Source organism: Micromonospora sp. II (genome assembly GCF_001709195.1).
Taxonomy (GTDB): domain Bacteria; phylum Actinomycetota; class Actinomycetes; order Mycobacteriales; family Micromonosporaceae; genus Micromonospora; species Micromonospora chalcea.
The window spans coordinates 154,011-180,242 of sequence record NZ_LYXF01000067.1 but is presented as its reverse complement, the minus strand read 5'-3'; the positions used below and the strand labels follow the sequence as shown (position 1 = coordinate 180,242).

The following is a 26,232-nucleotide window of genomic DNA, read 5'->3' as shown; positions in this document are numbered from 1 at the left end:
GCCGTTCAGCCGATCTTGGGGGTGGCGCGGTCGATGATCGCTGCGAGGTCCAGTCCGCCGGGTAGCGTCCCGTACGCTTGGCCGTGGTCGCCGCCGAGCCGGGACGCGCAGAACGCGTCGGCGACCGCGGGGTGGCCGTGGCGTACCAGCAGCGCGCCCTGCAGCACCAGCGCCAGCCGCTCCACCACGCGCCGGGCGCGCAGCTCCAGGTCGGTGTGGTCGGCCAGCTCGTCGCGCACCCGGCGCACCGCGGCGTCCAGTCGCGCGTCCGCGCCGGCCGCGGCGGCCACCTCCGCCTCGTACGCGGCGAGGACCTGCGGTTCCCGGGTGAGCGCGCGCAGCACGTCCAGCGCGGCGACGTTGCCGGAGCCCTCCCAGATCGAGTTCAGCGGCGACTCGCGGAACAGCCGCGGCATGCCGGACTCCTCGACGTAGCCGTTGCCGCCCAGGCATTCCAGCGCCTCGGCGGCGTGCCCCGGCCAGCGTTTGCACACCCAGTACTTGCCGACTGCGAGGGCGAGGCGCTTGAACGCGGTCTCGCCGTCGTCGCCGCGCGCCGACCGGTCGGTCGCGCCGGCCAGCCGGACCATCAGCACGGTGGCGGCCTCGGACTCCACCGCGAGGTCGGCCAGCACGTTGCGCATCAGCGGCTGGTCGAGAAGGTAGCTGCCGAACGCCCGCCGGTGGGTGGCGTGGTGCACCGCGGTGGTCACGCCGTGACGCATCCCGGCCGCCGCGCCGATCACGCAGTCGAGCCGGGTCAGGTTGACCATGTCGATGATGGTGCGCACGCCCCGGCCCTCGTCGCCGACGCGCCACGCCACCGCGTGCTCGTACTCGACCTCGGCGGAGGCGTTGGAGCGGTTGCCGAGCTTGTCCTTGAGCCGCATCAGCCGCATCGGGTTGCGGGCGCCGTCGGGCAGCACGCGGGGGACCAGGAAGCAGGTGAGGCCGCCGGGCGCCTGGGCGAGCGTGAGGAACAGGTCGCACATGGGCGCGGAGGTGAACCACTTGTGCCCGACGAGCCGGTAGCTGCCGTCCGGCTCAGGGCGGGCGGTGGTGGTGTTGGCGCGCACGTCCGAGCCGCCCTGCTTCTCGGTCATCGACATGCCGGCGAGCAGGCCGCGCTTGGTCTGCGGCGGGCGCAGCCCGAAGTCGTACTCGCGGGTGGTGAGCAGCGGCTCGTAGCGGTCGGCCAGCTCCGGGCTGTGCCGCAGCGCGGGCACCGCCGCGTAGGTCATCGAGACGGGGCAGCCGTGCCCGGCGTCGGGCCGCCACAGGTAGAAGCCGGCCGCCCGGGCCACGTGCGCGCCGGGTCGGTCGTCGGCCCACGGCGCGGCGTGCAGGCCGTGCCCGACGGCGGTACGCATCAGCTCGTGCCAGGACGGGTGGAACTCCACCTCGTCGATCCGGTTGCCGTACCGGTCGTGGGTGCGCAGCACCGGCGGGTGCTCGTTGGCGAGCCGCCCGTGTTCGGCCGCCTCCTCACCACCGGCGAGCAGGCCCAGCTCGTGCAGCCCGGGCAGCGCCCATTCGGCGCCCTCCCGGGTCACGCCGTCGCGCAGTGCCGGGTCGTCGGCGGTGTCGTGGCCGACCATCGGGGGGACCTGGTTGACGACCTCGTGTGTGGTCACGGCGGCAACTCCCAGCGCGGTGGCGGATCGGGTCGGGGCCCGGATTGAACCACCGTTCACTCCGCACCGGCAACACCGATCGACCAGTCATTTTGGCTGGATTCGTTTGACATCATCCGGCTCGGAGACAAGACTCGCCGAAACTTTCTTTTGTCCGGGAAGTGGCAAGGGGGGCCTGTGTCCAGGAACAAGCTCGGCGCGTTCGGCGCCGCACTCATCCTCACCGTCGGCGTCCTGTCCGGATGCACCGGCGGCGAGGCGGTCGACGTCGGCGGCGGGGGGAACGCCGGCGGCGAAGGCGGAATCCTCAACGCCGCGATCGGCGGCGAACCCGACCAGCTCGACCCGCACAAGACCTCGGCCTACTACAGCTTCCAGGTGCTGGAGAACGTCTACGACACGCTCGTCGAGCCGGACGCCGACCTGAAGATGGTGCCGTCGCTGGCGACCAAGTGGACCACCAGCGACGACCAGCTGACCTGGACGTTCACGCTGCGTGAGGGCGTGAAGTTCTCCGACGGGTCGCCGCTGACCTCCGAGGACGTCGTCTACTCCTTCGAGCGGATCATCAAGGAGAAGCTGAACAACGCGTACAAGTTCGCCACCGTCAAGTCGGTCACCGGGCCCGACCCCGCGACGGTGGTGGTGACGCTCAGCGCGCCCACGCCGAACCTGCTCGCCAACCTCGGTGGGTTCAAGGGCGTCGCGATCGTGGAGAAGTCCAACGTGGAGTCCGGCAAGGTGAAGACCGCGCCGGTGGGCAGCGGCCCGTTCACGGTGGCCGGCTACACCTCCGGCGACAGCATCAAGCTGGTGCGCAACGACGCCTACTGGGGTGAGAAGCCGAAGCTCGACGGCGTCACGTTCACCTTCGTCAAGGACCCCACCGTGGCGCTGCAGAACCTGCGCAGCGGCCAGGTGCAGTGGACCGACAACCTGCCGCCGCAGCAGGTCAAGTCGCTGCAGGACGGCGACGACCCGGTGGTGAAGTCGGCGGCCTCCACCGACTACTGGTACGTGGCGCTCAACGAGGCCCGCAAGCCGTTCGACAACCCCGAGGTGCGGCGCGCCATCGGGTACGCCCTGGACCGGGAGGCGATCACCAAGGCGGCGAAGTTCGGCCTGGCCACCGTCAACCAGACCGCCATCCCGAAGGACAGCGCGTTCTACTACGACTACGCGCCCTACAGCCACGACCCGGGCAAGGCCAAGCAGATGCTCGGCCAGGCGGGCGTGAGCAACCTGACCATGGACCTGATGGTCACCAGCGAGTACCCGGAGACGGTCAGCGCCGCCCAGGTCATCGCCGCCCAGCTCAAGGACGTCGGCATCACCGTGAAGATCCGTACGCTGGACTTCGCCCAGTGGCTCGACGAGCAGGCCAAGGGCAACTTCGACGGGTTCATGCTGGGCTGGCTCGGCAACATCGACCCGGACGAGTTCTACTACGCCCAGCACCACAGCGGCGGCACGTTCAACTTCCACAAGTACAAGAACCCGGCGGTGGACAAGCTGCTGGACGACGCGCGCACCCAGACCGACCAGGGCGCCCGCAAGCAGGCGTACGAGCAGGCGGCGAAGCAGATCGTCGACGACGCCAGCTACCTCTACCTCTACAACCCGGACGTGGTGCAGGGCTGGTCGAAGAAGGTCTCCGGCTACGAGGTGCGCACCGACCGGGCGATCCGGTTCCGGTCGGTCGCCCTGGCCAAGTGATGGCCCGCTTCGTCCTGCGGCGGGCACTCCAGTCGGCGGTCGTGCTGATCGGCGTGACCCTTGTGGTGTTCCTGCTGCTGCAACTCGTGCCGGGCGACCCGGTCCGGGTGGCGCTCGGCACCCGGTTCGACCAGGAGACGTACGACGCGTTGCGGGAACGGGCCGGCCTCGACCAGCCGCTGCCGGTGCAGTACGCCAGCTACCTCGGGCACGCGCTCACCGGTGACCTGGGGGTCAGCTTCCGCACCGGCCAGCCGGTGAGCCAGATCGTGCTGGAACGGCTGCCCGCCACGCTGTCCCTGGCCGTCACCGCGGTGCTGTTCGCGCTGCTGGTGGCGTTCCCGCTGGGCATCGTCGCGGCGGTACGCAGCGGCTCCGCCGTGGACCACGCCGCCCGCGTGTTCAGCCAGTTCGGCGTCTCGGTGCCGGACTTCTGGATGGGCATCATGGGCATCCTGCTGTTCGCCGGGGTGCTCGGCTGGCTGCCACCGTCGGGTTACGTGGCGCTGACCGAGGACCCCGGCCGGTGGGCCACCCACGTGGCGCTGCCGGCGGTCACCGTCGGCCTGGTCACCGCCTCCATCCTCACCCGGTTCATCCGCTCCTCGGTGCTGGAGGTGCTCTCCGCCGACTACGTGCGGACCGCCGAGGCGAAAGGGCTGCGCAACCGGGTGGTGATCGTGCGGCACGTGCTGCGCAACGCGCTGATCCCGGTGGTGACTGTGGTCGCCGTGCAACTGGCGAGCCTGCTCGGCGGCGTCATCGTCATCGAAGTGCTGTTCGCCTGGCCGGGCATCGGCCGGCTCACCTTCGACGCCGTGCAGGCCCGCGACTATCCCGTCCTGCAGGGCGCGGTGCTGCTGGTGGCCGCCCTGTTCCTGCTGGTCAACCTGCTGGTGGACATCCTCTACGCCCGCCTCGACCCGAGGATCACGGTCAAGTGAGCGCCACGACCGAGAGCACCGGACGCCGCGTCCTGGACGCGCTGCGCCGCGACCCGCTCGCCGTCGGCGGCACCATCGTGCTCGTCCTGCTGGTCGTGGTCGGCGTGGCCGGCCCGTGGCTGGCCCCGGCCGGCGTCAACGACGTCGACGTGGACCAGATGCTGCGCCCGCCCAGCGGCGCGCACCCGTTCGGCACCGACGAGCTGGGCCGCGACGTGCTCAGCCGGGTGCTCGTCGCCGCCCGCGTGTCACTGCAGGTCGGCGCGGTCAGCGTCGGCATCGCGCTGGTAGCGGGCGTGACGCTCGGGCTGCTCGCCGGCTACTACCGGGGCTGGCTGGACAGCATCCTCATGCGCTGCATGGACGTGCTGTTCGCGTTCCCGGTGCTGCTGCTCGCGGTTGCCATCGTGGCGGTGCTCGGCCCCGGCCTGCTCACCGCCATGGTCGCCATCGGCGTGGTCTACACACCCATCTTCGCCCGGATCACCCGCGCCGGCGTGCTGTCCGTACGCGAGCAGGTGTTCGTCCGGGCCGCCGTGTCCATCGGCGCGTCCGACCTGCGCATCATGCGCCGCCACGTGCTGCCGAACATCGCCGCGCCGCTGATCGTGCAGACGTCGCTGTCGCTGGCGTTCGCGATCCTCTCCGAGGCCGCGTTGTCCTTCCTCGGCCTCGGCATCCAGCCGCCCGCACCGGCCTGGGGCCGGATGCTGTTCGACGGGCGCGGCTTCGTCACCGACGCCTGGTGGCTGGGCGTGTTCCCGGGCGCGGCGATCTTCCTCACCGTGCTGGCGTTCAACCTGGTCGGCGACGCGCTGCGGGACGTGCTCGACCCGCGCCAGCTCACCCTCGCCGAGGCCCGCCGGAGCACCCCATGAGCGAGCGCACCGAACGCATGCCGAGCCAGCGCCAGCGCCCCAGGACCGACTCGACGGTGCTGTCCGTGGACGACCTCACCGTCACCATCGGCACCCGCCGCGGCCCGGCCCGCGCCGTGGCCGGCGTGTCCTGGCAGGTACGGCAGGGGGAGACGTTCGCCCTGGTCGGCGAGTCCGGCAGCGGCAAGAGCATGACCCTGCTCGCGGCCACCGGCCTGGCCCCGCGCGCCGCCACGGTCACCGGCCGGGTGCGGCTGCTCGACCACGAGCTGACCGCGCTGCCCGACGACCGCCGCCGCAGGCTGCGCGGCCGGCACGTCGGGTTCGTCTTCCAGGACCCGATGACCTCGCTCAACCCGGTGCTGCCGGTGGGCCGGCAGGTCACCGAGGCGGCCGAGGAACACCTCGGGCTGACCCGCCGCGCCGCCCGCGACCGGGCGGTGGAACTGCTGGAGCTGGTCGGCATCCCGTCGGCCGCGCGGCGCGTCGACGCGTACCCGCACCAGTTCTCCGGCGGCATGCGCCAGCGCGTCGCCATCGCCATGGCGCTGGCGTGCGAGCCGGACCTGCTGATCGCCGACGAGCCGACCACCGCGCTGGACGTCACCACCCAGGCGCAGATCATCGAGCTGGTCGCCGACCTGCAGGCGCGGCTGGGCACCGCAGTCGTCTGGGTCACCCACGACCTGGGCGTGGTCGCCGGCATCGCCGACACCGTCGCGGTCATGTACGGGGGACGCATCGTCGAGCAGGGCCCTGTCGACGCGGTGTTCGACACGCCCACCCACCCGTACACCCGGGCGCTGCTGGCGGCCCGGCCCGACCCGTCCCGGCGCGGCGAGGACCTGGTCGCCATCCCCGGCGCGCCGCCGAGCCCGCTGGACCTGCCGGCCGGCTGCGCGTTCTGGCCGCGCTGCCCGGTTCGCGCGGACCCGCGCTGCGAGCACGAGCTGCCACCGCTGACGCCGGTCGGCGACGGGCACACGGTCCGCACCTTCTATCGTGGAGAGGCCGGATGAGCGACGACACCCCCGACGTGATCGCCGAGCTGGACGACCTCGCCGTGCACTTCCCGACCCCGGCCGGAACGGTCCGCGCCGTGGACGGCGTCACGCTTGCCGTACACCGGGGCGAGACGCTCGGGCTGGTCGGCGAGTCGGGCAGCGGCAAGTCCACCGCCGGGCTGGCGCTGCTGCGGCTGGTCGACCCGAGCGCCGGGCGGGTCCGGGTGGCGGGCGCGGACGTGACCCGCTGGTCCCGGCGCCGCCTGCGCGCGACGCGCCGCCACGTGGCGATGGTGTTCCAGGACCCGCAGGCGTCGCTGGACCCGCGCCGCACCGTCGGCGACAGCATCGCCGAACCCCTTGTCGTGCACCGGCTCGCCACGTCCCGCACCGCCCGGCGGGAGCGGGTGGCCGAACTGCTGGACCTGGTCGGCCTGCGCGCCGACACGGCCGGCCGGCATCCGCACGAGCTGTCCGGCGGCCAGCGCCAGCGCGTCGGCGTGGCCCGGGCGCTGGCCGGCGAGCCGGATCTGATCGTCCTGGACGAGCCGATCGCCTCGCTCGACCTGAGCGTCCAGGCGCAGATCATGAACCTGCTGCGGCGCCTGCAACGCGACCTCGGGCTGACCTACCTGTTCATCGCGCACGACCTGGCCGCCGTGGAGCATATGAGCGACCGGATCGCGGTCATGTACCTGGGCCGCATCGTGGAGACCGGCCCACCGGAGCGGATCTACCGACGCCCGGCGCACCCCTACACGGCGGCGTTGCTGTCGGCGGTGCCGGTGGCCGATCCCCGGGTCGAGCGGCAGCGCCGCCGCATCGTGCTCACCGGCGACATCCCCAGCCCGGTGGACCCGCCGAGCGGCTGCCACTTCCGTACCCGATGCCCCCAGGCCCGCCCCGCGTGCGCCGAGACCGATCCGGCGCTGGCCGACGTGGGTCCGGGCCACGAGGCCGCGTGCCTGTTCCCGCTCGACGGCGAGCGCGACGGCAGCCCGGGGGAGGAGGGCGGCGCGACGGACCGCGCCGACATCGCCGGCACGGCGTAGGCTCACCGCCGATGACGTTCACCACCCGGCCGACGCTGCGCGGCACGTTCGGCATGGTCTCGTCCACGCACTGGCTGGCCAGCCAGTCCGCGATGGGCGTGCTGGAGCGCGGCGGCAACGCGTTCGACGCCGCCGTGACCGCCGGGTTCGTGCTGCACGTCGTGGAGCCGCACCTCAACGGCCCGGCCGGCGAGGTGCCGGCGATCCTCGCCACCGCTGCCGACCCCACTCCGCGGGTGCTGTGTGGCCAGGGCCCCGCGCCGGCGGGCGCCACCGTCGCGCACTTCCGGTCGCTGGGCCTGGACCTCGTCCCCGGCGCCGGCCCGCTCGCCGCCGTGGTGCCCGGCGCTGTCGACGCGTGGCTGCTGTTGCTGCGCGACCACGGCACCCGCACGCTCGCCGAGGTGCTGGAACCGGCGATCGGCTACGCCGCCGCCGGCCACCCGCTGGCCGGCGCCGCCGGGCAGACAGTCGCGCGGGTCCGGTCGCTGTTCACCGACCACTGGCCGACGTCCGCGCGGCTCTGGCTGCGCGACGGCCGCCCACCCGCGCCGGGGGAGATGATCACCAACCCGGCGTACGCGGACACGCTGCGCCGCCTCGTCCACGCGGGACGGGCCGCCGGTGCGGACCGGGAGGCGCAGATCGAGGCGGCCCGGCGCGCCTGGCGGGAGGGTTTCGTCGCCGAGGCGATCGACCGTTTCAGCCGGCTGCCGTTCCGCGACTCCAGCGGGCGCGCCCACGCCGGGCTGGTCACCGGCGACGACCTGGCCGGGTTCTCGGCCACCTGGGAGGCGCCGGTCACGCTGGACTGGCGCGGGCACACGATCGCCAAGACCGGCTTCTGGGGGCAGGGCCCGGTGCTGCTGCAGACCCTGGCCGTCCTGGACGCGCTCGACGACCCGGCGGTCTACGATCCGTCCAGCTTGGACGGCATCCACGCGCAGGCCGAGGCGCTGAAGCTCGCGTTCGCCGACCGGGAGGCGTGGTACGGCGACACCGACGTGCCGGGTTCCGCGCTGCTGTCGGCCGGCTACGCCCGTTCGCGGGCCGCGCTGGTCGGCGACAGCGCGGACACGACGCTGCGTCCCGGCAGCCCGGCGGGCAGCCCGCCCCGGCTGCCGTCGCACCTGCACACCCACGCCGCCGGCCGGGCCGTCCCGCAGGACCCGAGCACCGGCGAACCGACGGTACGGGCCGACGGCGTGACCCGCGGCGACACCTGCCACGTCGACGTGGTGGACCGGTGGGGCAACATCATTTCCGCCACGCCCAGCGGCGGCTGGCTGCAGAGTTCACCCACCATCCCGGAGCTGGGTTTCCCGCTGGGCAGCCGGTTGCAGATGTGCTGGCTGGAGGAGGGGCTCGCCTCGACGCTGCGGTCGGGGCGGCGTCCGCGTACCACGCTCAGCCCGACGCTCGTGCTGCGCGACGGCGAGCCGGTGATGGCCTGCGGGACGCCCGGTGGCGACCAGCAGGACCAGTGGCAGCTGCTGTTCCTGCTGCGGCACCTGGCCGGCGGGCAGGACCTGCAGGAGGCGATCGACGCCCCCACGTGGCACACCACGAGCTTCCCGGCGTCGTTCTACCCGCGCGGCGTCGAGCCCGGCGTGCTGGTGCTGGAGGACCGGATCGACGCGGATGTGCTGGCCGGCCTGCGCGCGAGGGGTCACACCGTCCGCCTGTCCGACCCGTGGAGCCTGGGCCGCATGTGCGCGGTCACCCGCGCCCCCCGCACCGGAGTCCTGTCCGCGGCGGCGAACCCCCGAGGCGCCCAGGGCTACGCCACCGGCCGCTGACCCCCTTTCCCGCTGATCTTGCACTTGCGGCCCCGGCGCACCGGTCATAACGGGCACCCGCGGGGCAGCAAGTGCAAGATCAACGGGGTGGAGGGCGGGGCAGCAGGGGTCAGTCGTTGATCCGGGTTATGTTGCGGATCTTGTTGGCGGCGTCCAGGGCGGCCACCTTGTACGCCTCGGCCAGGGTCGGGTAGTTGAACACCGCGTCGAGCAGGTAGTCGACGGTGCCGCCGCAGCCCATCACGGCCTGACCGATGTGGACGATCTCGGTGGCGCCGGTGCCGAACACGTGCACGCCGAGCAGCCGCCCGTCCTCGGGTGAGACGAGCAGTTTCAGCATCCCGTACGAGTCGCCGACGATCTGCCCCCGGGCCAGTTCCCGGTAGCGGGCGATGCCCACCTCGAACGGGGTGGACGCCTCGGTCAGCTCCTCCTCGGTCTTCCCGACGAAGCTGATCTCCGGGATGGTGTAGATGCCGATCGGTTGCAGGTCGGACATGCCGCGTGCCGGTTCGCCGCAGGCGTGCTGGGCGGCCAGCCGGCCCTGCTCCATCGAGGTGGACGCCAGCGCGGGGAAGCCGATCACGTCGCCGACCGCGTAGATGTTGTCGACGGCGGTGCGGTAGTTCGCGTCGACCGCGATCCGGCCGCGGTGATCCGCGGTGAGCCCGGCCGCGTCCAGCGCGAGGTCGTCGGTCTGTCCCTGCCGCCCGGCCGAGTACATCACCGTGTCCGCGACGATCTTCTTGCCGCTGCGCAGCACGCAGAGCGCGGCGGTGCGGTGCTTCTCCACGGCGGCCACCTCCTCGCCGAAGCGGAAGGTCACCGACAGGTCCCGCAGGTGGTACTTCAGCGACTCGACGATCTCCTCGTCGCAGAAGTCGAGCATCCGGGGGCGGCGCTCGACCACTGTCACCTTGGTGCCGAGCGCGGCGAACAGCGAGGCGTACTCCATGCCGATCACCCCGGCGCCGACCACGACCATGCTGCGCGGGACGGCCTGCAGGTTGATCACGCCGTCGGAGTCGACGATGGTCCGGTCGTCGAAGTCGACGCTGTCCGGTCGGGCCGGGCGGGTGCCGGCGGCGACGACCGCCTTGTCGAAGCTGATCCGGGTCTCCCGACCGGAGCCGGCGTCCACCCAGACGGAGTGGGCGTCGGCGAACCGGCCGGTGCCGGTGATCAGCGCGACCTTGTTGCGGGCCAGCTGGTCGCGGATCACGTCGGTCTGCCGGGTGATCACGTGCTGGGTGCGGGCGGCCAGGTCGGCGACGGTGATGTCCTCCTTGACCCGGTAGCTGCTGCCGTAGAGGTCGCGCTGGCTCAGCCCGGTCAGGTAGAGGACCGCCTCGCGCAGCGTCTTCGAGGGCACGGTGCCGGTGTTGATGCACACTCCGCCGAGCATGTCGCGGCGATCGACGATGGCGACGCGGCGGCCCAGTTTGGCCGCGGCGATCGCCGCCTTCTGTCCACTCGGTCCGGAGCCCAGCACCAGCAGGTCGTAGTCATACACGAGCGCCAGCCTCGCAGGGTCTCGCAACCCGCGCCAGCGGCAGGGCTCCGCGCCGGGGGTGGAACGCGGAGCCCTGCCGGGTCAGCGGCCCTGCAGGGAGCGGACGTTGTCGCCGAACGTCCAGCCCTTCGACCCGTCCCAGTTCACCGACCAGGTCATCAGGCCCTTCAGCCGGCCCTGGTAGGTGTTCCACGCCTGCGCCACCAGCGCCGGGCTCATGTACCCGCCGCCGGCGCCGACCTGCGCGGGCAGGCCGGGGACCTGCCGGTCCAGCGGTACGCGGATGGTGGTGCCCTGGATGACCAGGCCGGCGTCGAGGCAGTTGGTCTGCGCGACGAAACCGGCGACGGTGCCGGCCGGGTACGAGTCACCGGCGCAGCCGTACATCGAGCCGTTGTAGTACTGCATGTTGAGCCACCAGAGTCGCCCGTTGTCGGCGTACTTCTTGACGATCGGCAGGTACGCGCCCCAGATCGAGCCGTAGGTGACGCTGCCGCCGGTGACGTACGCGGTCTCCGGCGCCATGGTGAGCCCGAACCCGGCGGGCATCTGGGCCAGCACCCCGTCGATGATCCGGATCAGGTTGGCCTGCGAGGGGGAGAGCTGGTTGATGTTCCCGCTGCCGGTGAGGCCGGTCTCGATGTCGATGTCGATGCCGTCGAAGTTGTGCCGCTTGAGGATCGGCACGACGGTGGCGACGAACCGGTCGGCGACGGCGCTGGAGCTGAGGTCGATGCCCGCGGTGGCGCCGCCGATGGACAGCAGCACGGTGAGTCCGGCGGCCTTGGCCTGGCACACCTGGGCGGGGGTGGGCACCTTGACGCCGGCGTCCATGCCGTCCTCCCAGAGCACGGTGCCGTCGGCGCGGATGACCGGGAACGCGGCGGTCACCACGTTGTAGCCGTGTCCGGTGATCCGGGAGTCGGTGATCGGGATCCAGCCGAGGCCGGGGTGTACGCCGTTGGCGGCGCCGTCCCAGTTCTCCCAGTAGCCCTGCAGCACCTTGCCGGTCGGCCGGGACCGCAGCGCGCACGTGTCGCCGCCCGGTGTGGTCGGGCTGGACGACACCGTGGGCGTGGGGGTAGGCGTCCGGGTCGGGGAAGGGGAGGTGGAGGCGGACGGGGAAGGCGACGGCGGGCGGGTGGTGGGGCTCGGCGACGGCGTGCCGCCGGTGCAGGCGCCGAGGTCGGTCCAGAGCGCCGGTACGGCGGCCGGGTTCCAGCCCGCGCCGGCCGGCGGGGTGTGCGTGACGAGCGCCTGGTAGAGCCGGCCGGCGTAGGTGGCCCGGCTGCCGGCGGTCCAGGTGACGCCCTCGGCCCAGGCCGGCGCGTCACACGCGACGAGCGCGCCGACGGCGCCGGTCGTGGTGGCGGCGGTGGCGGGCAGGGCGGCGGTGGCGGCGAGCAGCGCGACGCCACCGAGCAGTGCGGTCATCCCGCGTCCGAGTCGCATTGACATACCTCCTCATCGATGCGCCGGAGGTTATCAGTTAACTTTATTAAGTGTAAATGCGCAGTACGCTGTCACCGCTTGGTTCACGGCGTGAACGCAGACGAACGCAGGTCGCCGTGGGCGGCCGGGAAGGGACGGCGGCGACGTGGACGCCAGACGCACCACGGTGCGCGACATGCGCCGGGCCAACCGGTCGGTGCTGCTGACCCGGATCTGGCTGGACGGCCCGCTCAGCCGGCACGAGCTGGGCCAGTCCACAGCGCTCAGCCTGGCCAGCGTCAGCAACCTGGTCGGCGAGATGATCAACGAGGGCCTGGTCGAGGAGGCCGGCTCGGTCGAGTCCGACGGCGGCCGTCCCCGCGTGCTGCTGCGCGTCGCCCCCGGCTACGGCTACCTGGTCGGCGCCGACGTCGGCGAAACCCGCGTCCAGGTCGAGCTGTTCGACCTGAGCATGACCGCGCTGGCCAAGGCCGAGTACCCGATCGCCGCGACCGGGCCCGACCCCGAGCGGGTCGCCGCCCACCTGCGGCACGGCCTCGCCGCGGTGACCGAGCAGGCGGGCGTCGACCCGGCCGCGGTGCTCGGCTTCGGCGTCGCCGTCGCCGGCACGGTCGAGCGCACCGCCGACGCCGTGGTGCACGCCCAGACACTCGGCTGGGACGGCGTCCCGCTCGGCGCGATGCTGCGCGCCGACGTGCCGGTGCACGTGGACAACGGCGCGAAGACGCTCGGCCAGGCCGAGATGTGGTTCGGCGCCGGCCGCGGCGTCCGGCACGCGGTGGTCGCGCTGGTCGGCTCCGGCGTCGGCGCGAGCGTGGTCGCCGACGGCGTCGGCTACCGCGGCGCGCACAGCAGCGCCGGGGAGTGGGGCCACACCACCATCGTGTACGGGGGCCGCCGCTGCCGCTGCGGCAACCTCGGCTGCCTGGAGGCGTACGTCGGCGCGGAGGCGGTGCTGGACCGGTTCCGCCAGGCCAACCGGGGCCGCCCGGCGCCGGGCGCGGACGAGGAGACCGCCTTCGGTGAGCTGCTGCGCTCCACCAGCGGCACCGCCGCGAAGGTGATCGACGAGACGGTCGGCTACCTGGGCGCCGGGGTGGCGAACCTGGTGAACCTGTTCAACCCGGAGCGGGTGGTGCTCGGCGGCTGGGCCGGGCTGGCCCTGGGCGAGCGGCACCTGCCCGCGATCCGTGCGGCCACCGCGCGGCACGCGCTGCGCCAGCCGTACGCGCAGACCTCGATCGAGCTGTGCCGGCTCGGACCGGACGCGGTCGCGATGGGCGCGGCCACCCTGCCGATGACCCGGCTGCTGCGCGACGGCGGCGTGCCCCGCGACCCGGCCGCCCGCCCGTCCCCGGCGTGGGGGCCGGCCCGCCGTCACTGACCGGCCCGGCCCCCACGCCGGCGTCAGCGCCGGCCGCGTACCCGCCGCACGGTGTCCCGGTACCACAGCGCGCTGCGCTTGGGGATGCGGCGCTGCGTGTCGTAGTCGACCCGGACGATGCCGAACCGCTTGTCGTATCCGTACGCCCACTCGAAGTTGTCCAGCAGCGACCAGGCGAAGTAGCCGCGCACGTCGGCCCCGGCCGCCCGGGCCCGGGCCACCGCCCGCAGGTGCTCGGCGAGGTAGCCGACCCGGTCGTCGTCGGCGACGAACCCGTCTGCGTCCGGCTCGTCGTCGAACGCCGCGCCGTTCTCGGTGATCACCATGGGCGTGCCCGGGTAGTCGCGGTGCAGCCGCACCAGCAGGTCGGTGAAGGACTCCGGCACGATCTCCCAGTCCATCGCGGTACGCGGCAGGTCACGCCGGACCACCCGGCGTACCGGCTTGCCGTCGTCGTCGCGGTCGCGGCCCTGCTCGTCCACGCCGGAGTGCAGCTGCCCGAAGTAGAAGTTGACCCCGAGCACGTCGATCGGGGTGGCGATGACGTCCAGGTCGCCGTCCTCCACCGGAATCCGCACGCCCTCGGCGGCCAGGTCCGCGATCACGTCCTGCGGGTACTCCCCGCGCAGCACCGGGTCCAGGTAGAGCCGGTTGCCCAGCCCGTCGGCGGCCCGCGCCGCGTCCCGGTCGGCGGCGCTGTCGGTCGCCGGGTCGGCGGTGGACAGGTTCAGCGTCAGGCCCAGCTCGATCGGCGCCGAGGCCGCCTCGCGCAGCCGCCGCGTCGCCAGCCCGTGCCCGAGCAGCAGGTGGTGGGCCGCGGCGATGCCGTCGCCCAGGTTCCGCCGACCCGGGGCGTGGTCGCCGTAGGCGTACCCGAGCATCGCCGAGCACCACGGCTCGTTGAGCGTGGTCCAGGTGCGGACCCGGTCGCCGAGCGCGGCGAAGACCAGCTCGGCGTAGTCGGCGAACCGGTACGCGGTGTCCCGGTTCGGCCAGCCGCCCGCGTCCTCCAGCTCCTGCGGCAGGTCCCAGTGGTACAGCGTCACCCACGGCTCGACGTCGCGGCCGAGCAGCTCGTCCACCAGCCGGTCGTAGAAGGCCAGCCCGGCCACGTTCGCCGGGCCGCGTCCGCCCGGCTGCACCCGCGGCCACGCCACCGAGAACCGGTACGTGTCCAGCCCCAGGTCGGCGATGAGCGCGACGTCCTGCGGCATCCGGTGGTAGTGGTCGCAGGCCACGTCGCCGTGGTCGCCGTTCGCCACAGCGCCCGGCACCCGGCAGAACGTGTCCCAGATGGACGGCGTGCGGCCGTCCTCGGCCACCGCGCCCTCGATCTGGTACGACGACGTCGCCACCCCCCACCGGAAGGTCGGCGGCAGCGTGTCGATCGGGTCCGGACCGGCGACTGACGACGGGCGGGTGAGGTCGGTGTCCATGCTTCTCCTCGCGGTTGGCGGTGGTGGTGTCGGGCGGGTCAGCGGGACAGGGGCGCGACGGCCGGGTGCAGCCGGCACGCGACGGCCCGCGCCGGGTCGTCGACGTACGGCGCGCCGAGCACCGGCACCTGCTCGTCGCACCCGTCGAACGCCTTCGGGCAGCGGGGGTGGAACGCGCAGCCGGACGGCATGGCGCGCAGGTCCGGCGGGGAGCCGGGGATGCCGGTCAGCTCCCGGCGCGGACCGTGCAGCGCCGGGAACGAGTGCAGCAACCCCTCGGTGTACGGGTGCAGCGGCTCGGCGTACAGCCGGGCGGCGGGCGCCTCCTCGACGATCCGGCCGCCGTACATGATCGCGATCCGGTCGGAGAACTCGACCAGCAGCGACAGGTCGTGGGTGATGAACAGGACCGCGAAGCCGAGGCGTTCGCGCAGCTCGGCGAGCTGGCCGAGGATCTGCCGTTGCATCACCACGTCCAGCGCCGTGGTCGGCTCGTCCATGATGACCACCTGCGGTTCCAGCGCCAGCGCCATGGCGATCATGACGCGTTGCCGCATGCCGCCGGAGAGCTGGTGCGGGTAGCTGTCCAGCCGGTCGGCGGAGATGCCGACCAGGCGCAGCAGCTCCTTCGCCCGGGCCAGCCGGCTCGCCGCGGTGCTCTTCGGCTCGTGTGCCCGGATCACGTCGAGCAGCTGGGTGGAGACCTTGTGCACCGGGTTCAGCGAGTTCATCGCGCCCTGGAACACGATCGACGTCTCCGCCCAGCGGAACTCGCGCAGCTTCGCCGGGCTGAGCGTGAGCACGTCGACCGGCGGGCCGTCGGCCGGGTGGTAGATGACCTGGCCGCCGCTGACCACGCCGGGCGGGGGCAGCAGCCGGGTCAGCCCGTAGGCGAGCGTGGACTTGCCGCTGCCGCTCTCCCCGGCCAGCCCGAGCACCTCGCCGCGGTGCAGTGTCAGGTCGACGTCGCGGACCGCGCGGACCGCGTCCGCGCCGACGCCGTAGTCGACGCACAGCCCGCGGATCTGGAGCACCTGGTCGCTCATGAGGTCGCGTCCTCTCGGGTGGGGTCCGCCGGCCGCCGCATCGGGACCGGCGCCGGGTTCGGCGCGAGCACCGGGGTGAACCCGACGCGCATCGCGACGGTCCGGCCGTCGGCGGTCCGGATCCGGGTCCGGCCGCCGGTGCGCAGCCGGGGGCTGACGAACTCGTCGATGCCGAAGTTGATCAGCGCGAGCGCGGTGCCGAGCAGCGCGATGGCCAGCCCGGCCGGCACGAACCACCACCAGGCGCCCTGCGCGAGGGCCTGCTGTCCCTGCGCCCAGAACAGGATCGTGCCCCAGTTCCACGACGAGACCGACGAGACGCCGATGAACGCCAGGGTGATCTCCGACATGACCGCGAAGATGACGGTGCCGACGAAGCCGGAGGCGATGATCGCGGTCAGGTTGGGCAGGATCTCGAAGCCGATGATCCGCCAGGTCCGCTCGCCGGTGGCCCGGGCGGCCTCGACGTAGTCGCGGCGGCGTAACGACAGCGTCTGGGCGCGCAGCACCCGGGCGCCCCAGGCCCACGACGTGAGGCCGATGATGAGCGCCACGAGCGTGTCGCTGGCCTGGTCGACGAGGGACGTGACGATGATGATCAGCGGCAGCGCCGGGATCACCAGGAACACGTTCGACACCGCCGACAGACCCTCGTCTGCAGCGCCGCCCAGGTAGCCGGCGGTCACGCCGATCAGGATGGACAGGATCGTGGCGAGCACGCCGGCGGTCAGGCCCACCACCATCACGCTGCGCGCGCCGACCAGGATCTGGCTGAGGATGTCCTGCCCGAGGTGGGTGGTGCCGAACCAGTGCCGGGCCGAGGGCGCCTGGAGAACGTCGGCGCTGCGCGCGTCCGGGTCGTACGGCGCGATCCACGGTCCGATCACCGCCAGGAGCACGTACACCCCGAGGACGGCCAGGCCGGTCGCGGCCTTGCCGTTGGCGACGAAGCGGAACCGGCGGCGGCGGGCCCGGGCCGATGGCTGCGCCACCGCCCCCTGGCCGGGGATGACCTGCTCGATGCTGGACGGGGAGAGTGTCATCGTTCAGCTCTTTCGGGTCCGCGGGTCGAGGAGCAGGTACGCCACGTCGGCGAGCAGGTTCGCCACCAGCACCGAGATCGTGATGATCAGGAAGATGCCCTGCATCAGCGGGTAGTCCTTCGAGCCGACGGCCTGGAAGAGCTGGAACCCCAGACCCGGGTACGAGAAGACGATCTCCACGAGGAGCGTGCCGCCGACGATGAAGCCGAGCGACAGCGCGAACCCGGAGACGTTCGGCAGCAGCGCGTTGCGCGCGGCGTAGCTGAGCGCCACCCGGCGCTCGGAGAGCCCCTTGGCGTGCGCCACTGTGATGTAGTCCTCGCTGGCGACCGTGACCATCATGTTGCGCATGCTGAGGATCCAGCCGCTCATCGACGACACCAGGATCGTCGCCGCCGGCAGGATGCTGTGCTGGATCGCGCTCGGGATGAAGTACGCGTCGAACGCCGGCACCAGGCCCGGCTCGTAGCCGCCGGAGGACGGGAAGAAGCTGCCCGGCCCGGCGAACAACGCGATCGCGACCAGGCCCAGCCAGAAGTACGGGATCGAGGACAGGAACGTGGTGGCCGGCAGCAGTCCGTCGATCCAGGAGCCGCGCCGCCAGCCCGCGCCGACGCCGAGCGCGGTGCCGAGCAGGAAACTCACGATCGTGGTGACGCCGACCAGGCCCACCGTCCACGGCAGGCTGCTGCCGATCACCTCCGACACCGGCGCGGGGAAGAACGTGAACGACAGTCCCAGGTCGCCGCGCAGCAGCTGTCCCCAGTAGGCGACGTACTGCTCCCACAGCGAGCGGTCGGAGTCCAGCCCGAACAGCACCCGCAGCGACGCGATCGCGTCGGCGCTGATCCGGCCCTGGTTGCGGGAGATCAGTGACTGCACCGGGTCGCCCGGCACCATCCGCGGGATGAAGAAGTTGAGCGTGATCGCCGCCCAGGCGGTGAACAGGTAGAAGGCCACCCGTTGCAGCAGGAACCTCACTGGGCCGTCTCCGTTCCGGCCTGCTCCGCGTTCTCCGCCTTCTGCGTCGTGACGGTCTCGGCGTCGAACAGCCAGCACGCGGCCCAGTGCCCGGGCGCGTCGTCGACCGGTATCGGCGGCGGCAGGTCGGTGGCGCAGCGCGGCATGGCAGCCGGGCAGCGCGGGTGGAACCGGCAGCCGGCCGGCGGGCGGATCAGGCTCGGCGGCTCGCCGTGGCCCCGCTCGCCCGCCGCCGCGCCGTCGCCGCCCGCGCCGGTGATCCGTTCCGGGTCCGGCGCCGATTCGATCAGCAACCGGGTGTACGGGTGCGCCGGGCGCTGGGTGACGGTCTCGCTGTCGCCGCCCTCGACCATCCGTCCGGCGTACATGACGATCGTCTCGTCGGCGAAGTAGCGGGCCGAGGCGATGTCGTGGGTGATGTAGAGGATCGCCAGGTCGAGCCGGTCCTTGAGGTCCTGCAGCAGGTTGAGCACGCCGAGGCGGATCGACACGTCGAGCATCGACACCGGCTCGTCGGCGAGCAGCACCTCCGGGTCGGCGCCGAGCGCCCGCGCGATCGCGACGCGCTGGCGCTGCCCGCCGGACAGCTCGTGCGGGAACGCGTCGAGGTAGCGCTCCGGCGGGGTCAGGCTGACCCGGGTCAGCAGGTCGGCCAGCGCCTTGTCCAGCCCGTCCGGCCCGGTCCCGGCGTTGCCGTGGATGCGCAGCGACCGGGTCAGGTGGTAGCGGACCGTGTGCACCGGGTTCAGCGAGGCGAACGGGTCCTGCAGGATCAACTGCACCCGCCGCACGTACGCCCGGAACCGGCGTCCGCCGCGTACCCGGGTCGAGCGGCCGTGCAGCCGGATGTCGCCGCCGGTGCGCGGGTAGAGCTGGGCCAGCAGCCGGGCGACTGTGGACTTGCCGGAGCCGGACTCGCCGACCAGCGCGGTCACCCGGCCACGGCGCAACTCGATCGATACGTCGTCGACGGCGTGCACCACCGCCGGGGTCCGGGAGAGAAGGTCACGCAGCCGCCGGCGGACGGGGAAGTGCTTGGTCAGGCCGACGGCCTCCAGCACCACCTCGTCGGCCGGCGCCGGTGCGCTCTCGGTCAACGTCATGCCGAATTCCTGTCTGGGGTTGCCGGTAGCGAGGGGCGGGCGCCGCCGGCCCGGCCGGGCGATCGTGGCCGGGCCGGCGGCGCCGGGTCAGCCGTTGGCCGGCTTGAGGTGCAGCACCACGTCCACCGCGTTGGGCTGGGTGGGCTGGAGCGCGCCGTACGGGTTCGAGTCGTCCGGCCAGCCGACCCAGTTCTTCGTGCTGTACGCGCCGCCGATGTTGTCCGCGCCGACCGGGATCATCGGCATCTGCTCGACGAAGATCTTCTGCAGCGTGGCCAGCGCGGTGGCGCGGGTGGCGTCGTCGGTGGCGTTGGCGTACGACACCAGCGCGTCGGTGGCCTCCTTGCTGTCGAACCGGCCGAAGTTGCCCGCCGGGGAGGCGGTGCCGATCGGCTTGAGCACACGGCCGTCCATGATGGTCCGGTAGATGTCGTACGGCGTGGCGCCGCTCTCGGTCCACCGGAACGTGGCCTCGAAGTTGCCCTGCTCGACGTTGCGGAACCAGGCGTCCTGGTTGGCCTTGTCGATGGTCGCCGCGATGCCGATCTTCGCCAGGTTGCCCTTCACGATCTCCAGGCTGGTCTGGTAGTCCGACCAGCCGGCCGGGTCGGTCAGCCGGATCGTGACCGCCTTGCCGCTGCGGTCCTTCAGCGTGTTGCCGTCCAGCTTGTAGCCGGCGCCGGTGAGCAGCGCCTTGGCGCCCTCGACGTCGACCTTGTGCTCCTGGCCCTTGTACTCGGGCGCGATGAACGAGTCACCGGCCGGGCTGGGCAGGCCGGTCACGCTCTTGACCTCGGGGTGGAAGTAGCCGGCCTCGGCGGTGGTGAAGATGTCCGCCCGGTCGATCACCATGTTCATGGCCTTGCGCAGCGTCGGGTCGTCGAACGGCTTCTTCGTGGTGTTCAGGTAGAGACCGTGGATGCCGAGCACCGGGGGCGCCCACATCTTGTGGTTCTTCTGGTCCTTCGCCACGAACACGGTCTGGTAGTTCGGGATGAAGACGAAGCTCCACTCCGCCTCGCCGTTGGCCAGCGCGGTGGTCTGCGCGCTGTTGTCGGTGTACGAGGTGTACCGCAGCTCCTTCACCTTCGGCAGGTTCTGCCAGTAGCCGCTCTCGCGTACCGCCAGCGTCATGCTCGCCGGGGTGAACGACTTGAGCGTGTACGGGCCGCTGCCGACCGGCTGCTTCACCGGGTCGCTGGCCGGGTCGGCGATCTTCTCCCACAGGTGCTTGGGCACGATCGGCACCCGCCACAGCACCTTCTGCTGGTTGACGAACTGCGGGCTGGCCATCGAGATGGTGACCTCGTTGCCGCTGGCGACGGCGTCGGTGTACGGCACGCCCTGGTCGTTGATGGCCGGGAACTTCTTCACCAGGTTGTAGGTGAACGCGACGTCCTCGGCGGTGACCTTCTGCCCGTCCGACCAGGTCGCGTTCTCGCGGATGGTCACCTTCACCGACTTGTAGTCCGACGACCACTCGGCCTTGGTGGCCAGCCACGGCTTGAACGGCTCGGCCGGCTTCACCGGGTTCCACATCATCAGCGGCTCGTAGATCTGCCACCGGTAGCCAAGCGAGGCGGCGGCCGAGGTGGTGAGGAACGGGTTGTTGTTCTCGGCCTGCGGGCCGTTGGGCATGCCGACGCTCAGCACCGTCGCGGCCTGGCCGCTCTTCTTGTTCGCGTTCGGGCTGTCGCCGCACGCGGCGGCGGTGGTGACCATCGCGCCGGCCAGCGCGAGGGCGAGGAGTTGCCGTCTTCTCATGGAGGTCTCCCTCGGTGGTCCCGCATTCCTCGGGCGGGATGTGGTGGATGGAGGGTGTGCGGTGGAGCCACCGGCGGGCGGGCCCGCCGGCGTGGTCGCCGGGTACGGCGGGGTGGGTCAGGTGACGCCGGTCGAGTCGCGGGTGGTGAAGCCGGTGGGGATGACGGTCGGGCCCTCCGGCAGCGGGGTGCCGGCGAGGTGGGCGATGAGCAGCCGGGCGGCGGCCGTACCCATCTCCCGCAGCGGTTGGCGCACGGAGCTCAGCGGCGGGTGGGTGTGCCCGGCCAGCGGCAGGTCGTCGAAGCCGACCACCGCGACGTCCTGCGGGACGCGCCGCCCGGCGTCGCGCAGCGCCTGCAGCGCGCCGGCGGCCGACAGGTCGTTGTGGGCGAAGACGGCGTCGAAGGGTACGCCGTCGGCGAGCAGCCGCCGCACCGCCGCGCGCCCGCACTCGAACGTGAAGTCGCCCTCCACCACCCGGTCCGGGTCGATCGCCAGGCCGGCTTCGGCGTAGGCGCCGGCGAACCCGGCGAGCCGTTCCCGGGTGCAGCCGAACCGGCGCAGGCCGGTGACGACGAGCGGCCGCCGCCGTCCGAGCGCCAGCAGGTGCGTCGCGGCGGCCCGCGCCCCGGCTTCGTTCGTGGTGCGCACGGACGGGAAGCCGGGCTGGTGTCCCCGGTCGTCGATGAGGATGACCGGCAGGCCGCGCCGGTGCAGCTCGGTGATGTAGTCGAGCGTCCCCTCGGGTTCGACCACGAGCAGTCCGTCGAACGACTTGGCCGACACCTGGGAGGCGAAGCGGCGCATCGACTCGTCGCCGTGGGTGCAGGTGAACAGCAGCATGCCGTAGCCGGCGGCTTCGACCACGTCGGCCGCGCCCTGGAGCACCTCGCCCATCCAGGGCCAGGTCAGCGCCGGCACCAGCATGCCGACCACCCGGGTACGCCCGCGGGCCAGCCCGACCGCGCGGGCGCTCGGCACGTAGCCGAGGTCGTTGATCACGGCGCGGACCCGGTCGGCGGTGCGCAGGTGCACCTCGCCCTTGCCGTTCAGCACCCGGGACACCGTCGTCTTGCTCACCCCGGCGCGGGCGGCGACGTCGGCGATCGTGATCGGCACGTGGCGCTCCCGGGTCGAAGGGATGAGCGGGATGTTTCGGAACCGGTTGCGGAAGCGGTTCCGTGGCAGTCAACCCAAGTGGCGCGGGTCACGTCAATCACAGATGAGTAACGATGTACGGCTAAGTTCGAGCCCTGAAAAAAGTGCCCGGACTGCGTCTGCGCCGATCTGCGCGATGAGCAGGGTCGATGCCTTCCGGCCCGGCCGTCGCCGGTCCGAAGTGGAGGTTCAGGGGCGGGCGTACACGTCGCCGGAGTTGGCCTCGTCCGGCAGCGTCCCCAGGTACGCGGCCACCTCGGCGGCCGGACGCCAGCCCGGCAGCGCGAACGTCGTCTCGTCACCGATCGCCACGGTGAACCGGGTGAAGCCCAGCGCGGTGAGCCGGTCCAGGCAGCGTGCCGCCGCCACCCGGGCGATGGTGGTGAACTCGAACGACAACGCCGGGACCGGCCGGCTCAGCCCGGCCAGCACGGCGTCCTCGAAACCCTCCACGTCGACCTTCACGAACGCCGGCACGCCGTACGCGGCCATCAGCGCGTCGAGCGTGGTGCCGGGCACCTCGATCTGTGCGTCCCAGGTCTCGCCCGCCCAGCCGGGCGCGCCGTCGGCGGCGCGGACGAACCCGGGGGAGGCGGTGGAGACCGTCGGGTTGGCCGAGTTCACGTGCAGTCGCACCGGCCCGGCGGTACGCCCGCACGCCGCCTCGACCACAGTCACCGCGCCGTCGTCCGCGTACAGCTCGCGCAGCGCCCGCGCGCACAACGGCTGCGGCTCGACGGCCACCACCGTCGCGCCGAGACGGCGGAAGCTGCCGAGCCGGTCGCCCACGTGCGCGCCGACGTCGAAGACCAGGTCACCGGCGTGCACGAGCGGGGCGTAGAACCGGTCGAGCGCGGCGTCGCGTGCCGGGTCGCCGTGGTAGAAGTCCAGCGACCGGCGCAGTCCCGACATCGCCGGGTCCGCCTTCAGTGTCTCGATCACCCCGTCCCGCACCCTCCCGACGCTAGCCAGCGAGGCGTTGGTGCGAGCCGCATTCGCATCCTTCGGCGGCCAGCGCCCGCCAACACCCCATCCTCCTAGGATGCTGTAGGGATGGTGAGCCCGGCCGCTCACCGCGAACGGGGAACTGGCCGCTGCGGCGCGCCTTCGGTGCTCGCGTTCGTTACCTGCGAGATCTTGGTACGAGACGGCCCTCGGAGGGGCGACTCCGTACCAAGATCTCCAAGCCGTCCCGTGGCGCGGGACGCCGATCTCGGTTGCCGAGATCGTGGGGGTCGTCCTCGGGTGCGAACGTCAACTCGCCGCGTAACCGTCGCAGAGTGGAACGCCATGGGTGTCAAACAGGGCCGGAGACACCCATGGCGTTCCAGTGGCGGGTGGACCCGCGTGGCGAGGAGGGGTTACGGGTTCTCGACGACCTCCTGGCCGAGCGGCCACAGCGCCGCCGGGACCAGCTTGAAGTTCGCCACGCCGAACGGGATACCGATGATCGTCACGCAGAGCGCGACGCCGGCGAGGATGTGCGACAGGGCCAGCCACCAGCCGGCCAGCACCACCCAGAGCACGTTGGCCAGGCCGGAGGGAAGCCCGGCGCCCGGCTTGCGCACGATCGTGCGCCCGAACGGCCACAGCGAATACGAGGCGAGGCGCAGTGAGGCGACACCGAAGGGGATGGTGACGACCAGGACGAAGCAGACCAGGGCGGCGACGCCGTAGCCGAGGGCCAGGACGAAGCCGCCGCCGAAGACGAGCCACAGCAGGTTCAGCAGAAAGCGGATCACCACTCCATGGTCGCTCGTGCCCGCAAGCGCGCGCATATCGGTGCGAGCGGCGGGTAGAGGAGGGCGTGATCGAGCCCGAGCCGTCGTGCCTGTGACCCCTGTCGCTCCGGCGGCGCGCCGGGAGTTCCGGGAGTCGTACGAGCGGCTGCGCCGGTACTTCATCGTGGCGCTGCTGCACCGCGACTTCCTGGCCGGTCGCCTGCCGGACATCGCGCGGGCCCGGGCGCGGGAGGCCGCCGAGCAGGCCGGCCGGGCCCGCGCGGCGGGCCTCGGCTTCGAGCATCAACCGGACTCCCGCGCTGGCCCAAACGACCGTTAAGCTTCGGTTGTGGGAACCGACGATCTGTACCCGGCCGGGCGACTCGCCGAGGCCCAGCGCGCCGCCGCAACGGCGGGCCTGGACGCGCTGCTGCTCACCCCGGGCTCGGACCTGCGCTACCTGACCGGCTACGACGCCCGCGAGGGGGAGCGGCTGACCTGCCTGGTGCTGCCCGCCGAGGGTGAGCCGACGCTGATCGTGCCGGTGCTGGAGCGGCCGGACGCCGAGGCCGCGCCGGGCACCGGGTACCGGATCGTCGACCACGCCGACGGCGCCGACCCGTGGCCGCTGGTGCGCGCGGCGCTGCCCGGCCCGGTCCGCGCGGTGGGGCTGGCCGACCGGATGTGGGCGCAGCAGGTCCTCGCGCTGCGCGACGTGCTGCCCGGCGCGGCGCAGCGGCTCGCCTCCGACGTGCTGCGCGAGATGCGGATCCGCAAGTCGCCGGCCGAGGTGGCGGCGCTGGCCGAGGCGGGCGCCGCGATCGACGCGGTGCACCGGCGGATGGCCGAGTGGCTGCGTCCCGGCCGCACCGAGCGGGAGGTCGCCGCCGACCTGGCCGCCGCGATCCGGGCCGCCGGGCACGCCACTGTCGACTTCGTCATCGTCGCCGCCGGCCCGAACGGCGCGAGCCCGCACCACGGTGTCTCGGACCGTCCGATCGGCGTCGGTGAGCCGGTGGTGGTCGACATCGGCGGCACCATGCCGTCGGGCTACCGCTCCGACTGCACCCGCACGTACGTGGCCGGTGGCCCGGCCACGGCCGAGTTCGTGGACTACTACGCGGTGTTGTGGGAGGCGCAGCGCGCCGCCGTGGCCGCCGTCGCGCCGGGCGTGACCGCCGAGGCCCTCGACGCGGTCGCCCGCGACGTCATCACCGCCGCCGGTTTCGGCGACGCCTTCCTGCACCGCACCGGTCACGGCATCGGCCTCGACGGCCACGAGGAGCCGTACGTGGTGACCGGCAACCCCCGGCCCCTCGAGGCCGGCATGGCTTTCTCGGTCGAACCCGGGATCTATCTCGCCGGGCGGCACGGCGCCCGGATCGAGGACATCGTCGTCTGCACGACGGACGGCGGGCAACGGCTCAACACCACCCCCACGGAGCTCATCGCGCTATGAACGTCGACCGGATCCTGCCCACCGACGAGGCCCACGACCTGCTGGACCTCGCCACCGAACTCGCCGACCGGGAGCTGGCCCCGGCCGCCGCCGGTTTCGAGACCCGCGCCGAGTTCCCCCGGGAGGTGCTGCGCACACTGGGCCGCGCCGGGCTGCTCGGCCTGCCGTACGCCGAGGAGCACGGCGGCGCCGCCCAGCCGTACGAGGTGTACCTGCAGGTGCTGGAGATCCTCGCCAGCCGGTGGCTGGCAGTGGCCGAGGCGGTCAGCGTGCACACGCTGTCCTGCTATCCGGTGGCCCAGTTCGGCACCGACGAGCAGCGCAAACTGCTGCCGGACATGATCGGTGGCGAACTGCTCGGGGCGTACTGTCTCTCCGAGCCGCAGGGTGGTTCGGACGCGGCGGCCCTGACCACGCGGGCGGTGCGCGACGGCGACGAGTACGTGGTCACCGGCACCAAGGCGTGGATCACGCACGCCCGGGTCGCCGACTTCTACAACATCTTCTGCCGCACCGGCGGTCCCGGCCCGAAGGGCATCTCCTGCCTGCTGGCCGACCGGGCCACGCCGGGCATCCACCCGCAGGCCGCCGAGCGCACCATGGGTCTGCACGCCTCGCCGATCGCGCAGATCGCGTTCGACGACGCCCGGGTGCTGGCGGAGCGGCTGATCGGCGGCGAGGGCGCCGGGTTCACCATCGCCATGTCGGCGCTGGACTCGGGCCGGCTGGGCATCGCCGCGTGCGCGGTGGGCCTGGCCCAGGGCGCGCTGGACTACGCGGTCGGCTACGCCCGGGAGCGGCGCCAGTTCGGCCGCGCGATCATCGACTTCCAGGGGCTCGGGTTCAACCTGGCCGACGCGGCCACCCAGATCTCCGCCGCGCGGGCGCTCACGCTTGCGGCCGCGCGGCTGCGCGACGCGGGCCGCCCGTACTCGATCGAGGCGGCGAAGGCGAAGCTGTTCGCCACCGACGTGGCGATGCGGGTGACCACCGACGCGGTGCAGGTGCTCGGCGGCGCCGGGTACGTCGCCGACCACCCGGTCGAGCGGTACATGCGTGAGGCGAAGGTGCTGCAGATCGTGGAGGGCACCAACCAGATCCAGCGGCTGGTGATCTCGCGCGCGCTGGCCAAGGGCTAGCCTGTC

General features: G+C 72.6%; 22 protein-coding genes. 10 read left to right on the top strand and 12 right to left on the bottom strand.

The genetic code is table 11. The annotated features are described in order from the left end of the window. Positions 1 to 5: 5 nt before the first annotated feature. A complete protein-coding gene (locus A8711_RS26715; RefSeq protein ID WP_069089708.1) occupies positions 6 to 1,634 on the bottom strand; it encodes an acyl-CoA dehydrogenase family protein in 1,629 nt (542 codons plus the stop codon). A gap of 177 nt (positions 1,635 to 1,811) precedes the next feature. On the opposite strand from A8711_RS26715, the gene A8711_RS26710 reads away from it, so the two are divergent. Genes A8711_RS26710 through A8711_RS26685 form a run of 6 tightly spaced genes read left to right on the top strand, consistent with a single transcriptional unit; the run spans position 1,812 to position 9,027 of the window. Continuing rightward, on the top strand, positions 1,812 to 3,350 hold the full coding sequence (locus A8711_RS26710; RefSeq protein ID WP_043324168.1) for an ABC transporter substrate-binding protein: 1,539 nt from the start codon (positions 1,812 to 1,814) through the stop codon (positions 3,348 to 3,350). Then, positions 3,350 to 4,294 (top strand): ABC transporter permease, encoded by a 945-nt coding sequence (locus tag A8711_RS26705; protein ID WP_030502381.1) that lies wholly within the window; start codon positions 3,350 to 3,352, stop codon positions 4,292 to 4,294. The genes A8711_RS26710 and A8711_RS26705 overlap by 1 nt, the downstream gene beginning before the upstream one ends. Beyond that, a complete protein-coding gene (locus A8711_RS26700; protein ID WP_043324166.1) occupies positions 4,291 to 5,172 on the top strand; it encodes an ABC transporter permease in 882 nt (293 codons plus the stop codon). Before A8711_RS26705 ends, A8711_RS26700 begins: the two co-directional genes overlap by 4 nt. Then, entirely contained in the window at positions 5,169 to 6,191 is a 1,023-nt protein-coding gene (locus A8711_RS26695) for an ABC transporter ATP-binding protein (RefSeq protein ID WP_069089707.1), read from the top strand. Before A8711_RS26700 ends, A8711_RS26695 begins: the two co-directional genes overlap by 4 nt. Further along, a complete protein-coding gene (locus A8711_RS26690) occupies positions 6,188 to 7,228 on the top strand; it encodes an ABC transporter ATP-binding protein (protein WP_069089706.1) in 1,041 nt (346 codons plus the stop codon). Before A8711_RS26695 ends, A8711_RS26690 begins: the two co-directional genes overlap by 4 nt. A gap of 11 nt (positions 7,229 to 7,239) precedes the next feature. After that, positions 7,240 to 9,027, top strand: a complete 1,788-nt coding sequence (locus A8711_RS26685; RefSeq protein ID WP_069089705.1) for a gamma-glutamyltransferase family protein — start codon at positions 7,240 to 7,242, stop codon at positions 9,025 to 9,027. A 109-nt stretch (positions 9,028 to 9,136) separates the two neighbouring features. Here A8711_RS26685 and sthA read toward each other — a convergent pair whose 3' ends face one another. Both sthA and A8711_RS26675 read right to left on the bottom strand, forming a co-directional pair. Then, a complete protein-coding gene (sthA, locus tag A8711_RS26680; protein ID WP_043324162.1) occupies positions 9,137 to 10,540 on the bottom strand; it encodes a Si-specific NAD(P)(+) transhydrogenase in 1,404 nt (467 codons plus the stop codon). Between the two features lie 81 nt (positions 10,541 to 10,621). Continuing rightward, on the bottom strand, positions 10,622 to 11,992 hold the full coding sequence (locus A8711_RS26675; protein WP_069089704.1) for a glycosyl hydrolase family 18 protein: 1,371 nt from the start codon (positions 11,990 to 11,992) through the stop codon (positions 10,622 to 10,624). A gap of 145 nt (positions 11,993 to 12,137) precedes the next feature. Between A8711_RS26675 and A8711_RS26670 the strand changes: the two genes are divergently transcribed. After that, positions 12,138 to 13,376, top strand: a complete 1,239-nt coding sequence (locus tag A8711_RS26670) for an ROK family transcriptional regulator (protein WP_069089703.1) — start codon at positions 12,138 to 12,140, stop codon at positions 13,374 to 13,376. A 23-nt stretch (positions 13,377 to 13,399) separates the two neighbouring features. On the opposite strand, the gene A8711_RS26665 is transcribed toward A8711_RS26670, so the two are convergent. The 9 genes from A8711_RS26665 to A8711_RS26625 all read right to left on the bottom strand — a co-directional run bounded on the left by A8711_RS26665 (position 13,400) and on the right by A8711_RS26625 (position 23,649). After that, the gene (locus A8711_RS26665) at positions 13,400 to 14,812 is read right to left on the bottom strand and encodes a GH1 family beta-glucosidase (RefSeq protein ID WP_069089702.1); all 1,413 of its coding nucleotides are present in this window, start codon (positions 14,810 to 14,812) and stop codon (positions 13,400 to 13,402) included. A 38-nt stretch (positions 14,813 to 14,850) separates the two neighbouring features. Beyond that, the gene (locus A8711_RS26660; protein WP_043324152.1) at positions 14,851 to 15,858 is read right to left on the bottom strand and encodes an ABC transporter ATP-binding protein; all 1,008 of its coding nucleotides are present in this window, start codon (positions 15,856 to 15,858) and stop codon (positions 14,851 to 14,853) included. Then, the gene (locus A8711_RS26655) at positions 15,855 to 16,901 is read right to left on the bottom strand and encodes an ABC transporter permease (protein WP_069089701.1); all 1,047 of its coding nucleotides are present in this window, start codon (positions 16,899 to 16,901) and stop codon (positions 15,855 to 15,857) included. Before A8711_RS26655 ends, A8711_RS26660 begins: the two co-directional genes overlap by 4 nt. A gap of 3 nt (positions 16,902 to 16,904) precedes the next feature. Then, positions 16,905 to 17,882 (bottom strand): ABC transporter permease, encoded by a 978-nt coding sequence (locus A8711_RS26650; protein WP_043324151.1) that lies wholly within the window; start codon positions 17,880 to 17,882, stop codon positions 16,905 to 16,907. Continuing rightward, positions 17,879 to 18,985: an ABC transporter ATP-binding protein gene (locus tag A8711_RS26645; protein ID WP_069089700.1), complete on the bottom strand. Its 1,107-nt coding sequence runs from the start codon at positions 18,983 to 18,985 to the stop codon at positions 17,879 to 17,881. The genes A8711_RS26650 and A8711_RS26645 overlap by 4 nt, the downstream gene beginning before the upstream one ends. 87 nt (positions 18,986 to 19,072) lie before the next feature. After that, entirely contained in the window at positions 19,073 to 20,749 is a 1,677-nt protein-coding gene (locus tag A8711_RS26640) for an ABC transporter substrate-binding protein (protein WP_069089699.1), read from the bottom strand. Positions 20,750 to 20,866: 117 nt separating this feature from the next. Beyond that, positions 20,867 to 21,868 (bottom strand): LacI family DNA-binding transcriptional regulator, encoded by a 1,002-nt coding sequence (locus tag A8711_RS26635; protein WP_069089698.1) that lies wholly within the window; start codon positions 21,866 to 21,868, stop codon positions 20,867 to 20,869. Between the two features lie 228 nt (positions 21,869 to 22,096). Continuing rightward, on the bottom strand, positions 22,097 to 22,819 hold the full coding sequence (locus A8711_RS26630; protein ID WP_069089857.1) for an FkbM family methyltransferase: 723 nt from the start codon (positions 22,817 to 22,819) through the stop codon (positions 22,097 to 22,099). A 449-nt stretch (positions 22,820 to 23,268) separates the two neighbouring features. Next, positions 23,269 to 23,649, bottom strand: a complete 381-nt coding sequence (locus tag A8711_RS26625; protein ID WP_051611482.1) for a YccF domain-containing protein — start codon at positions 23,647 to 23,649, stop codon at positions 23,269 to 23,271. 91 nt (positions 23,650 to 23,740) lie between these two features. On the opposite strand from A8711_RS26625, the gene A8711_RS26620 reads away from it, so the two are divergent. Genes A8711_RS26620 through A8711_RS26610 form a run of 3 tightly spaced genes read left to right on the top strand, consistent with a single transcriptional unit; the run spans position 23,741 to position 26,226 of the window. After that, positions 23,741 to 23,968, top strand: a complete 228-nt coding sequence (locus A8711_RS26620) for a hypothetical protein (protein WP_043324142.1) — start codon at positions 23,741 to 23,743, stop codon at positions 23,966 to 23,968. Between the two features lie 9 nt (positions 23,969 to 23,977). Next, positions 23,978 to 25,087 carry a Xaa-Pro peptidase family protein gene (locus A8711_RS26615; RefSeq protein WP_069089697.1) on the top strand — a complete coding sequence of 370 codons (1,110 nt, stop codon included), beginning with the start codon at positions 23,978 to 23,980 and terminating at the stop codon, positions 25,085 to 25,087. Further along, positions 25,084 to 26,226, top strand: coding sequence for an acyl-CoA dehydrogenase family protein (locus A8711_RS26610; RefSeq protein WP_069089696.1), 1,143 nt, complete (start codon positions 25,084 to 25,086; stop codon positions 26,224 to 26,226). Before A8711_RS26615 ends, A8711_RS26610 begins: the two co-directional genes overlap by 4 nt. Positions 26,227 to 26,232: the final 6 nt, after the last annotated feature.

Bases quoted from the DNA above. Each gene is read 5' to 3' on its own strand.
- A8711_RS26705 (WP_030502381.1), top strand. From the start codon at position 3,350: ATGGCCCGCTTCGTCCTGCGGCGGGCACTCCAGTCGGCGGTCGTGCTG.
- A8711_RS26695 (WP_069089707.1), top strand. From the start codon at position 5,169: ATGAGCGAGCGCACCGAACGCATGCCGAGCCAGCGCCAGCGCCCCAGG.
- A8711_RS26690 (WP_069089706.1), top strand. From the start codon at position 6,188: ATGAGCGACGACACCCCCGACGTGATCGCCGAGCTGGACGACCTCGCC.
- A8711_RS26685 (WP_069089705.1), top strand. From the start codon at position 7,240: ATGACGTTCACCACCCGGCCGACGCTGCGCGGCACGTTCGGCATGGTC.
- A8711_RS26675 (WP_069089704.1), bottom strand. From the start codon at position 11,992: ATGCGACTCGGACGCGGGATGACCGCACTGCTCGGTGGCGTCGCGCTG.
- A8711_RS26665 (WP_069089702.1), bottom strand. From the start codon at position 14,812: ATGGACACCGACCTCACCCGCCCGTCGTCAGTCGCCGGTCCGGACCCG.
- A8711_RS26660 (WP_043324152.1), bottom strand. From the start codon at position 15,858: ATGAGCGACCAGGTGCTCCAGATCCGCGGGCTGTGCGTCGACTACGGC.
- A8711_RS26655 (WP_069089701.1), bottom strand. From the start codon at position 16,901: ATGACACTCTCCCCGTCCAGCATCGAGCAGGTCATCCCCGGCCAGGGG.
- A8711_RS26645 (WP_069089700.1), bottom strand. From the start codon at position 18,985: ATGACGTTGACCGAGAGCGCACCGGCGCCGGCCGACGAGGTGGTGCTG.
- A8711_RS26640 (WP_069089699.1), bottom strand. From the start codon at position 20,749: ATGAGAAGACGGCAACTCCTCGCCCTCGCGCTGGCCGGCGCGATGGTC.
- A8711_RS26630 (WP_069089857.1), bottom strand. From the start codon at position 22,819: ATGTCGGGACTGCGCCGGTCGCTGGACTTCTACCACGGCGACCCGGCA.
- A8711_RS26610 (WP_069089696.1), top strand. From the start codon at position 25,084: ATGAACGTCGACCGGATCCTGCCCACCGACGAGGCCCACGACCTGCTG.